We start from the raw sequence: 501 nt of genomic DNA on the forward strand, positions 1-501 counted from the left end.
CCCAATCTTCCTTCGGCGTCGAATTCTGATTGTTGGCATCCGCCCCGATCGGGCTGGCATGGATTGCCATGCGCTGACCGATGCCCCAGGCCTTCTTCGAGAAGGTCGAATGATCAGGGACGCGATCGCTCAGATTCAGACGCAGAACCAGCGATAGACGAGATTCAGATGCACCTCTTCACAGAGCCGCCGTTCGGATCGGATGCCAAAGCAATAGCCCATTAGCAGCATGCAGATGAGAAGTTCAGGATCGACAACATGACGCCCAGTGTGGTTGTAGAAATCGGCGAGATAGGTGCGGATGCTGCTCAGATGAACAAAATGATCAATCGACCGCAACAGAGTTTCTTGCGAGACGTGATCCTAAAGCGAGAACTCGTAGCACAGCGCCGTTTGCGCTTACTGTCGCGGTCCCGCCATCACTGATACTTCCATGCGTCGAGAGAATTCAATCAGCAGTTCACTCGCCGATCAAGGATACTCTTTTCAACCAAATTCGCC

1 pseudogene is annotated in these 501 nt (G+C 53.1%); it reads right to left on the minus strand.

The annotated features are described in order from the left end of the window. Positions 1 to 387 (minus strand): annotated as a pseudogene (locus Q0802_RS24685) (transposase); the annotation flags it as partial. Positions 388 to 501 lie beyond the last annotated feature (114 nt).

This window comes from uncultured Roseobacter sp. (assembly GCF_947495275.1).
Taxonomy (GTDB): domain Bacteria; phylum Pseudomonadota; class Alphaproteobacteria; order Rhodobacterales; family Rhodobacteraceae; genus Roseobacter.